Consider the following 10,342-nt stretch of genomic DNA (forward strand, 5'->3'; position numbering starts at 1 on the left):
GGAGTGCCAATGGCGCAAGCAATATCATTTACGATGAATGGTAAACCGGTGCGGGTTTCTGTTCGCCCGGATACAACTGTGCTCGATCTTATTCGTGGGCCATTGGGTGCAACGGGCACCAAGGAAGGGTGCGCGGAAGGCGATTGCGGTGCTTGTACTGTTTTGCTCAAGCGCGAAGGTATCAATGGCGGCGTCGCCAATGCGGCCAATGCCTGTATTATGACTGCCGCACAAATTGATGGCGCTGAAATCACAACAGTTGAAGGTCTGGCACATGAAGGTGTCTTGAACCTGCTACAGGAAGCGATGGCAGAGAACGGTTCCTCACAATGTGGTTTTTGCACGCCGGGCATTGCCGTCGCACTCACAGGATTGCTTGCAAATAATTCCGCACCGAACGAAGAGCAGATACATGATGCATTGGCAGGAAATTTATGCCGCTGCACAGGCTATCGCCCGATTGTGGAAGCTGCGAAAAAAGCGGCAGGCAAAATTCAACTCGCGGCTTCGGCCGAGACATCGCATTCAGCCTCCAGCGAAGAAATCAGTTTCGATGGTGCGGTTGCAAGATGTCCGACCTCTCTTGCCGAATTGCTTCAAGCGCGCCGTGAATTGCCCAATGCAACGCTGTTAGCAGGCGGAACAGACCTTGGTGTCGCACGCGCTGCCTACGAGAAGGATTGGTCGTCTATTATCGTCACCAACAATGTTAAAGAACTGCGCCAGACACAGGAAGACGCAACAGGCTGGACATTTGGTGCGGCGGTTACGTGGCAGGAAGTTTTGAACCATGTGGGTGAAGCCTTGCCGAGTTTCGGCACATTGATCCGCCGGTTTGGCTCTACTCAAATTCGCTCGATGGGTACAATCGGCGGAAATATTGGCACTGCCAGCCCGATCGGCGACGGCCCGCCGGCATTAATCGCGCTTGGTGCAAAAATTACATTTGCCTCAGTGGATGGCGCGCAAAAGACGATGCCGCTTGAAGATTTCTTTCTGGATTACCGGAAAACTGAATTACCGCAAAACGGTGTCATCGTGAGTGTTCATATTCCTAAACCGAAGGCGGATGAGCATTTTCGCGTCTATAAAGTCTCCAAACGGTATGATCAGGATATTTCAACGGTTTGCGGCGCGTTTTGGATTAAGATGTCCGGTGATAATATTGAAGATGTACGCTTGGCATTTGGCGGCATGGCGGCGATACCCAAACGTGCGCGCCAGGCAGAAACAGCTTTGAAGGGCAAACCTTTGACCGCAGAAAACATTTTTGCCGCAGGCCAGCTATTGGGTGAAGATTTAACGCCTCTTACTGACTGGCGTGGCAGTGCAACTTACCGCGAGCAAGTTGCGACGGCCCTCATAAAGCGTTTCATGCATGATCTGAACGGCGAAACAGTGGAGGTGATGGCATTATGAATAAACACATGCAAACGTCATCAATTGAACGTTCGACGGTCGGTAAAGGTATTGCCCATGATAGTGCGAAAAAGCATGTCGCAGGGCAAGCAATTTATATCGATGATATGGCAGAACTGCCGGGCACACTTCATGCTGCTTTGGTTGTATCCACAATTGCCCATGGCATAATCAAATCTATCGATGCGGCAGACGCTCTCGCGATGCAGGGCGTGCATTTGTTTCTGACCGCAAAAGACATTCCCGGTCACAATGATATTGCACCGATCATGTCGGGAGAGCCGCTTTTTGCCGATAAAAAAATTGAGCATCTTGGCCAACCCATTGGCGTTATTGCCGCCGATAATATCGAGTTGGCGGTAAAAGCCGCACATGCGGTGAAAGTCGAGTATGAGGTGCTTGAGCCTGTTCTGGACGTGGAAACGGCACATGAGCGCAAAGAATATGTGCTGCCGCCGCAAGAACTCATTCAAGGCGATGTCGATGCAGCATTAAAAGACGCGGCCCATGTGTTTGAAGGGCGATTGGAAATCGGCGGGCAGGATCATTTCTATCTGGAAACACAAATAGCGTACACGGTTCCCGGCGAAGATGACGACATGCTGGTCTATTCTTCAACACAGCATCCGACCGAAGTGCAGCACCATGTTGCTCATGTATTGGGTAATCTGGCCAATTCGGTCGATGTAAAAGTGCGCCGTATGGGCGGAGGCTTTGGCGGCAAGGAAAGTCAGGCAACGATTATTGCTTCTGCCGCTGCGCTGGTTTCCCATAAAACGCGAAAGCCGGTGAAACTACGCCTGAAACGTGCGCTCGACATGACAGCCACAGGCAAGCGCCATGACATGGTTTCCAAATGGCGTGTCGGTGTCGATGCTAACGGCAAAATTCTTGGCATGTACGTGGAATATCTGGCGCGCGCCGGTTATTCCGCCGATCTGACAGGCCCTGTGATTACCCGCGCTATCACGCATACAGATAATGCTTATTTTGTGCCGAATGCACGCATTGTCGGTCATGCGTGCAAGACAAATACGGTTTCAAATACAGCGTTTCGCGGTTTTGGCGGTCCGCAAGGTGTTATCACCTCAGAGGCGATTATCGACCAGATCGCACGTGAATTAAATCTTGCCCCGAATGATGTGCGGGCCATCAACTATTATGCACCCGATAACGGAGAGGTAACGCCTTACGGCCAACAGGTAGAACAGAACCAGCTTGTGCCAGTTACCGAAGCGCTGCTGGCATCTGCTGACTGGGATCGCCGCCGCACTGAAATCGACCGTCACAATGCCACCAACCCTGTCATTCGCAAAGGTTTGGCGATGATGCCGGTTAAGTTCGGTATCTCTTTTAACCTGCCATCGCTTAATCAGGCGGGGGCTTTGGTACATGTTTATCAGGATGGCTCTGTGCATCTGAACCACGGCGGAACCGAAATGGGGCAAGGCCTTTTCATGAAGGTTGCCCAAGTGGTGGCGGAAGTATTCCAGATTGATGTTGACCGTGTAAAAATTACAGAAACGCAGACAGGTAAAGTACCCAATACGAGCGCAACAGCTGCCTCGACAGGATCTGATCTGAACGGCATGGCCGCATTTAATGCCGCATCCGCCATTAAATCGCGCATGTTGGGTGTTGCAGCGAAACATTTTCAAACAGATGAAACGGATGTCACTTTTAAAGATAATCAGGTCCATGCGAAGGGGCAGTCGATACCATTTTCCGAGCTTGCAAAATTAAGCTGGGCGCATCGCGTTTCGCTTTCTGAAGCGGGTTACTATGCGACACCGAAAATTCATTGGGACGCAAAAACTCTGAAGGGCAGACCTTTCTTTTATTTCACCTATGGCGCTGCTGTTGCAGAAGTGGCGATTGATACAATGACAGGTGAAAGCCGCTGTTTGCGGGCAGACATTTTGCAGGATTGCGGTGAATCCCTCAATCCGGCAATCGATCTGGGTCAAATTGAAGGTGCTTTTGTACAGGGTATGGGTTGGCTGACTTGTGAAGAGCTCTGGTGGGACAAAGCGGGCAGGCTACGCACAATAGGGCCATCTACCTATAAAATTCCGGGCTCACGCGATGTGCCGCCTGAGTTCAACGTGTCCTTGCTCAACAATGCTTCCAATATCGAGGAAACTATTTTCCGCTCAAAAGCTGTTGGTGAGCCGCCGCTGATGCTGGCAATTTCCGTTTACTTGGCTTTAAAAGATGCTATTGGATCAAATAAAGATAGAAACTTTGATCTTAAAACACCTGCGACACCTGAGAATATACTCAGTAGTTTGAGTGGGTCTGCCAACAGGTGACCGGTGTTCGCTCTGTTCTTCCTCAATTAAAAGAAAACACGGCTGATTTTTTGTTTGAAATGACGGTTGCGTTAGTATCTGTGAGTGCCCGTAAATATTGCTAACTCAAAAATTACAAGTCTACGCCATTTGGAAATCAGACGGATCCATCCTAGCTTGGATAATATTTTAGAGCGCCGGTTTAGTGGAGCTATTTGTAGTAGAAATTGCTGCTTTAAGGATGTAGTGCTCCTGAGACGGTGTAATGCAGGTACTTTTGATTGAGATTCATGAAGAATTTTTGGCAACGATTTCTGGCGTCTGACCCAGCGAAGTTATCCAGACGCACTAAGGGCGCTATGACTATTGTTCTGGATGGTCTTTTGCTTCCTTTTAGCTTGTGGGCATCATTCGGCTTTCGGCTAGGAATTATCGACCCAACGACCTATGTGAATTCCGGTGACTTGATCGCTATTTTAGTCATCTCCTTTTGTACATTAGTATTTTTTCGTCTCTATAGATTAAAATTGAATGCATTTGATATTACCGCAATAAGCAAACTTGCCCAGTATTCTTTTTCATTGGTCGCGATCGCAGGGCTAGTCGATTTTTTCACATATACTGGACTACCACGATCAGTGCCAATTTTGTACGGTGCAGTTTTCTTTATGTTTGCTATCGTTTCGCGCATTTGCGCGATTCGATTTATCAATAGCTTTTTCGGTCAATATTCATCTGTAGATTCAGTTGCAATTTATGGTGCGGGGGCTGCGGGTATTCAATTAGCTACAGCATTGAAGCAATCACGAGAAGTCAAACCTCTATGTTTCATCGATGACAATCCAGCATTGACTGGGCTTATTATTGGTGGCTTAAAAGTCCGCAAGCCTGATAGCTTGGAAAAACTCGTAAAAAATGGTTCGGTTCAGCGCATATTGATTGCAATTCCGTCATTATCTGGAAGGGATCGTATTAGACTAGTTAAAAAGCTTTCTGATTTAGGTTCGGAGATTCAGGTTGTGCCTTCATATGTTGACTTGATTTCCGGGCGAAGCAAAGTCAGCGATTTGCGGACAGTCACGCCTGAAGAAATTCTTAGTCGCGATATGGTGGATTTAGATAGTCCACAGAGTCGGCAAACCTACGTCGATCGTTCTGTTATGGTGACGGGTGCGGGGGGCTCGATTGGGTCTGAACTCTGTAAGCAGCTGCTCTCATGTAAACCAAAAAAAATAGTAATGTTTGAGCGTAGTGAGCGTGCATTATATGAAATAGATTTAGAAATACGGGAGCTAGCTAATTTAGCAAAAGTAGAGCTAGTTCGCTGCTTGGGTTCAGTCACCGACAGGCCCGCAGTGGATGCTGTTATAAAAAACGAAAGCGTGGACGTTATAATACATGCGGCTGCTTATAAACATGTTCCGTTAATTGAAGAGAACGAGCTCGAGGGCGCACGAAACAATATCTTGGGAACATTTGAAGTTGCGGACGCGGCTTGTAAAGCCAAAATAGAACGTTTCATTTTGATCTCGTCTGATAAGGCTGTGCGCCCTACAAACGTAATGGGAGCAACGAAGCGTTTAGCTGAGCTGTTGATACGTAGTATTCAAAGTAAATCTAAGATCACTAAGTTTTCTACGGTGCGGTTTGGTAACGTGCTAGGTTCATCTGGGTCTGTCGTTCCGCTATTCAATAAGCAAATTGCTAAGGGCGGACCGGTAACCGTCACTCATGCCGACGTAACACGCTATTTTATGACAATTCCTGAGGCTGCAAGGTTGGTGCTTATGGCTGGTGCCTATTCGAAGGGCGATGATCTATTTGTCTTGGATATGGGTAAGCCGGTCAAAATAATAGAATTAGCGCGAAAAATGATAGAACTTGCTGGCCGCTCAGTGCGTGATGAAGATGACCCGTACGGAGAAATCGAAATAAGGATCATTGGATTGCGCCCTGGAGAAAAACTATATGAAGAACTGCTAATCGACAATGTGTCAAAAAATACGTCTCCCCACGAAAAAATATTTCTAGCAAATGAAAGAAAGATAACTGAAGCTGAAGCGGGGGATATGATAGATCGGCTGAAAAAAGCCTTGCAAGAAAGAAATAGCTATTCAATCAGGGAAATTATTGAATGCTATGTTGAGAGACCTCTTACTTGATACAGGTAAGCAGAAAGTATTGGAATTTGGGCGGCACAGCAATTCGGCTGCATGCAAGTCAATAAGAGCCGAAGGCCCTGACTAAAATTAACGAAAAAGTGGAACTTTCAAGAAGTTTAATCATGAACTTTTTGTTTCGTTGGACAATAACTTTCATTATTAATTTTATCAGCGGATCAATTACGAAACCTATAGTCGGAAGGTTAGAAATATTCCATGACCAGAAGAGTTGCTGTTCCAGGTGCTAGTGGTTTTATTGGTAGTCAAATCGTGCCTTTATTAGAAGATAAAGGATATGAACTGACCTTGATCGGTCGTGATAAATACAAGCTCACTGCTTTATTTCCTGGCCGCCCTGCCTTTGATTATAGCGAATTAGATATTGCATTGACCCAAGTCGATGCAATTTTACACCTTGCAGTGCTAAATAATAATGCCGTAGCGACTTCAAAAGAATTTGAGTCTGCCAATATTGACTGCTTAAATCGGTTGTTTTGAAAGCAAAAAAAGCAAAAGTAGAGAAGCTCATTTATACGGCGACTATACACCAAAACGTGGGGGCATCTCATTATACTAGTTCGAAAAAGGAAGCTGAGCATATATTAAAAAAACTAGAAACAATGAACATTACAATTTTGCGTTTGCCATTTGTTTATGGCGAAAAATTTTCAGGAAAGTTAAGCTTCCTGAATGGTATGCCACACCGGCTTGCTCGTTATTTTTTCAAACTTCTGGCTGCTTTTAAAGTCACACTCCATATTAGTGCATTGGTCGATTGTATCGATACTAATTTAAAGCTGGTTTCATCTGACGAAGTTATGTTATCCGACAAACAAGAAAATAATTTGGTTTATGCAATAGTGCGCCGCGCTTTAGATATAAGCTTCGCACTCTCTATTATCGTCGTTTTTTGGTGGCTATTGTTATTAGTATGGTTTGCAGTCAAGATGACATCTAAAGGTCCAGGTATTTTTGTACAGCAACGAGTTGGACTTCATTGTAAACCCTTCTTTCTTTACAAATTTCGCACCATGTTAGACGGTACAGAGCAAGTCGGTTCGCACGAGATTAAAAGCAATTCAGTAACAAAAATTGGAAGGTTTTTACGTAAGACAAAGATTGATGAGCTTCCCCAAGTTTTCAATATTTTACAAGGGAATATGAGTTTGATTGGTCCAAGGCCATGCTTGTTGTCACAATATGAACTTGTTGAAGTGCGCTCGAAGTGCGGCGTATATGAAGTTTTGCCTGGAATTACAGGGTATTCGCAAGTAAAAAATATTGATATGTCTAGTGTAGAACATCTTGCCAAAGAAGATGAAAAGTATATTAAAATTCGCACGCTCACTTTAGATTTTCAAATTTTGGTGTCCACAGTTTTAGGTTGGAAGCTGCTGTGAGTCCCTAGTCTGGAGCTTGGGTTTCGTGTCAGATGCATTCGCAGACGCCTGGCGGTTCCGTGTATTGGCGTCGTGGATGACTATAGACGCGAATACCTGTCGCTTGTGGTCAAAACGTAGGGCGTATTCGGTTTTTAGTAGAATTCCTATTTTTTCCCTTATAACAGAAACAAGCTCAACCATATCATTTCGAAAGAAATAGTAAAATATATGAATTATCTCTATAAACACAGAAACCTAATTTACTCTCTCGCTAAACGTGAATTAGAAGCACGGTTTCGCGGCTCCGTTTTAGGCTTATTTTGGCTTGTCGTGATGCCAATATTGATGTTGTTGGTCTATTCATTTGTATTTGGAGTAATCTTTAAAGCTCGATGGGGAATTGATGGAGGGGATGGCAATCAATACTCTCTTATTCTTTTTGCTGGGCTTATTGTATTCAATATATTTGCTGAATGTATTAGTCGTGCACCAGTTTTGATCACTGGCAATGTAAACTATGTCAAGAAAATTGTTTTTCCTCTTGAGGTCTTGCCTCTGACGATTTTGATTGTGGCTCTCTTTCAGGCAGCAATTAGCCTGCTAGTTTGGCTAGTTGCTCACTTTATTATCTTTGGTATGCCCCCTATAAGCGGTATTATGTTACCGATTGTGCTGCTCCCATATTTGCTTGTGGTTCTTGGGTTAAGCTGGTTTTTAGCGTCGTTAGGAGTCTTTCTCAGAGATGTATCGCAGGTGATTGCAATCGTAGTGACCGTTTTACTCTTTATGTCACCTATTTTTTATCCAGTCTCAGTTGTGCCGGAGAGATTTAGGCTGTTGTATATGCTTAATCCAGTCACCACTGCGGTTGAAATGGCGCGCGATGTGTTGTTTTTTGGCCGCCTTCCTGATCCTATAGCCTTTGGCTTGTTCACTTTAGTCTCTATAATTGTGGCATGGTTAGGTTTCTACTGGTTTCAAAAGACACGGAAAGGATTTGCCGATGTCCTCTGAAACAATGATCAGTGTAAATGAATTAAGTAAATGCTACATGATGTACGACAAGCCAGAGTATCGGCTTTGGCAAATGTTATGGCGCACCAGAAAGGCTTGGTCTAGGGACTTTTGGGCGCTGCGGGATATTACTTTTGATGTTCGCAAGGGAGAAACGGTGGCCGTTATCGGTCGAAATGGTTCAGGTAAGTCTACGCTATTGCAGTTAATATGTAATACCTTGGAGCCGACGCGCGGTAATGTTCAAGTGGGAGGCAAAATTGCTGCCCTTCTTGAGTTGGGCGCGGGCTTTAATGCTGAGTTCACTGGAAGAGAGAACATTTATTTAAACGGTGCCATTCTTGGTATGGAAAAGTCTGAAATGGATGCTCGCTTTCAGTCGATTATTGATTTTGCAGATATCGGAGATTTTCTAAATCAGCCCGTTAAAACTTATTCAAGTGGCATGTATGTGCGCCTTGCCTTTGCTGTTGCTATTCATTGTCAGCCTGAAGTTTTGATAATAGATGAGGCGCTGGCTGTCGGGGATTTTTTGTTTCAGCAAAAGTGCAGCCGCTTTATGAAGGAACAGTTCTCGGATGTTACTAAATTATTGGTTACCCATGACATGGCTGCTGTTGCGAATATGGCTGACCGCGCAATAGTGCTTCATCAAGGTAAGCTAATTTACGATGGGGATCCGCAAAGTGCTATTCGCGAATATCAAATCGTTGCGCGGGGCGGGAAGCATGTAACACATATTGCGTCAGATAAACATGCGGATAACAGCGAGAAGTCTAATGAGGATATTTTAAAAGCGTATGCAGAACGCGACTGGATCACTATAAATGAACATACTCTCAGTGGCAGTTTACGCGCTAGAATTCGCAAATGTGCCTATGAAGTTGATGGTGTTTCGGGGGTGGGGGCGATAGGTAGCGGGCAACAGTTAGTGATTGATTTTGAAGCGTCAATAGAAGGACATTTAGATCAGGTGATTGTTGGTTATCAGGTGCAAGATAGGTTCGGTAGTGTGATTTTTGGTGAAAATAGTATGAGTTCTGATTTTTCGTTGCCAAATTTAGACGCCGGGACGTGGAGATTTAGTTTGATGTTCGATTGGCCGATCGTTGCGCCCGGAAAATATGCTGTCACCTTAGGGATCGGCTCTGGTTATGATGCCCTATCTCATAGTATTGAATGTTGGGCACATAATGTAATCATTTTGGATTCCTCATCGGATGTTGATGTCCACGGTTTATTCAATGTTGAAATTTCACAACTCACCGTAAAAGAATCGAGCCAATGAAGCAGAAAAGTGCGTGCAATAAATGGTTATGTTTAGATTCTCAATTTGAATCTGATCTTCTAAATCCAAATTTAGCGACATCGCCGTGGTCGGGACACCGTCAATTTGCTTTTGATCTCATGGTATTTATGCAGCCACAAGTTGTTGTGGAACTTGGTACGCATTATGGCTGTTCTTTTTTTGCCTTTCTTCAGGCCGCAAAAGATTTCGACCTTGATGTCTCTATTTATGCGATTGATAGTTGGGTTGGAGATGAGCATGCAGGGTTCTACGGGGATGATGTTTTCGATCTTGTAAAAACAATAGTATTTCAACATTTCAAGTCTCAAAATGCTGTCATGTTGCGTAAACGTTTCGATGAAGCGCTCAGTGATATTCAAGACGGTTGTATTAATCTACTTCATATTGATGGACTGCACACCTATGACGCTGTGAAGCACGATTTTGAAACTTGGCTACCAAAACTTGCAAAAGATGGTGTAGTGCTTTTCCATGATATAGCTCCTGATACAGGTTATGGTAGTGCAAAATACTGGTCTGAAATTAAACATAAATTTCCCCATTATGAGTTTTTACATCATAGTTGGGGGCTAGGTGTTTTGTTTCCAAAGGGGGATTTATGGCATCATGAAATTAACAATGGAAATCATAGTGGGTGGTTAAATATTTATCGCTACCAAGCGGAAAGTAAGCTTTTAAAAAAGCAGCTTTTATCAGCCGAAGCAATGATTGATGATCGCGATAAGGCGATTCAATCTCAAACGACGATGATTGACGATCGCGATA

The 10,342-nt window shown here is 44.6% G+C and carries 8 protein-coding genes; all 8 read left to right on the plus strand.

Annotated features, from left to right (window positions below; genetic code table 11):
* Positions 1 to 9 precede the first annotated feature (9 nt).
* On the plus strand, positions 10 to 1,419 hold the full coding sequence (xdhA, locus tag SU32_RS10060) for a xanthine dehydrogenase small subunit (RefSeq protein ID WP_053999223.1): 1,410 nt from the start codon (positions 10 to 12) through the stop codon (positions 1,417 to 1,419).
* Positions 1,416 to 3,731 carry a xanthine dehydrogenase molybdopterin binding subunit gene (xdhB, locus tag SU32_RS10065; RefSeq protein WP_053999224.1) on the plus strand — a complete coding sequence of 772 codons (2,316 nt, stop codon included), beginning with the start codon at positions 1,416 to 1,418 and terminating at the stop codon, positions 3,729 to 3,731. The genes xdhA and xdhB overlap by 4 nt, the downstream gene beginning before the upstream one ends.
* Before the next feature lie 338 nt (positions 3,732 to 4,069).
* The gene (locus SU32_RS10070) at positions 4,070 to 5,872 is read left to right on the plus strand and encodes a polysaccharide biosynthesis protein (RefSeq protein WP_211097735.1); all 1,803 of its coding nucleotides are present in this window, start codon (positions 4,070 to 4,072) and stop codon (positions 5,870 to 5,872) included.
* A 216-nt stretch (positions 5,873 to 6,088) separates the two neighbouring features.
* Positions 6,089 to 6,370 (plus strand): NAD-dependent epimerase/dehydratase family protein, encoded by a 282-nt coding sequence (locus tag SU32_RS10075; protein ID WP_053999226.1) that lies wholly within the window; start codon positions 6,089 to 6,091, stop codon positions 6,368 to 6,370.
* Complete coding sequence (locus tag SU32_RS17225; RefSeq protein WP_144421098.1) at positions 6,367 to 7,272, plus strand: hybrid nucleoside-diphosphate sugar epimerase/sugar transferase; 906 nt, start codon at positions 6,367 to 6,369, stop codon at positions 7,270 to 7,272. The genes SU32_RS10075 and SU32_RS17225 overlap by 4 nt, the downstream gene beginning before the upstream one ends.
* Positions 7,273 to 7,482: 210 nt before the next feature.
* Positions 7,483 to 8,268: an ABC transporter permease gene (locus SU32_RS10085; protein WP_053999227.1), complete on the plus strand. Its 786-nt coding sequence runs from the start codon at positions 7,483 to 7,485 to the stop codon at positions 8,266 to 8,268.
* Positions 8,258 to 9,556 carry an ABC transporter ATP-binding protein gene (locus tag SU32_RS10090; protein ID WP_053999228.1) on the plus strand — a complete coding sequence of 433 codons (1,299 nt, stop codon included), beginning with the start codon at positions 8,258 to 8,260 and terminating at the stop codon, positions 9,554 to 9,556. Before SU32_RS10085 ends, SU32_RS10090 begins: the two co-directional genes overlap by 11 nt.
* Positions 9,553 to 10,342: class I SAM-dependent methyltransferase (locus SU32_RS10095; protein ID WP_082376621.1), on the plus strand; the 790-nt coding region annotated here is incomplete at its 3' end. The genes SU32_RS10090 and SU32_RS10095, both read left to right, overlap by 4 nt.

It is taken from the genome of Ahrensia marina, from assembly GCF_001293565.1.
In the GTDB taxonomy this organism is placed as follows: Bacteria; Pseudomonadota; Alphaproteobacteria; order Rhizobiales; family Rhizobiaceae; genus Ahrensia; species Ahrensia marina.

What these genes read in the sequence shown, in the direction of transcription:
- xdhA (WP_053999223.1), top strand. Translation starts at nt 10, where the DNA reads ATGGCGCAAGCAATATCATTTACGATGAATGGTAAACCGGTGCGGGTT.
- SU32_RS10085 (WP_053999227.1), top strand. Translation starts at nt 7,483, where the DNA reads ATGAATTATCTCTATAAACACAGAAACCTAATTTACTCTCTCGCTAAA.
- SU32_RS10070 (WP_211097735.1), top strand. Translation starts at nt 4,070, where the DNA reads ATGACTATTGTTCTGGATGGTCTTTTGCTTCCTTTTAGCTTGTGGGCA.
- SU32_RS10075 (WP_053999226.1), top strand. Translation starts at nt 6,089, where the DNA reads ATGACCAGAAGAGTTGCTGTTCCAGGTGCTAGTGGTTTTATTGGTAGT.
- SU32_RS10090 (WP_053999228.1), top strand. Translation starts at nt 8,258, where the DNA reads ATGTCCTCTGAAACAATGATCAGTGTAAATGAATTAAGTAAATGCTAC.
- xdhB (WP_053999224.1), top strand. Translation starts at nt 1,416, where the DNA reads ATGAATAAACACATGCAAACGTCATCAATTGAACGTTCGACGGTCGGT.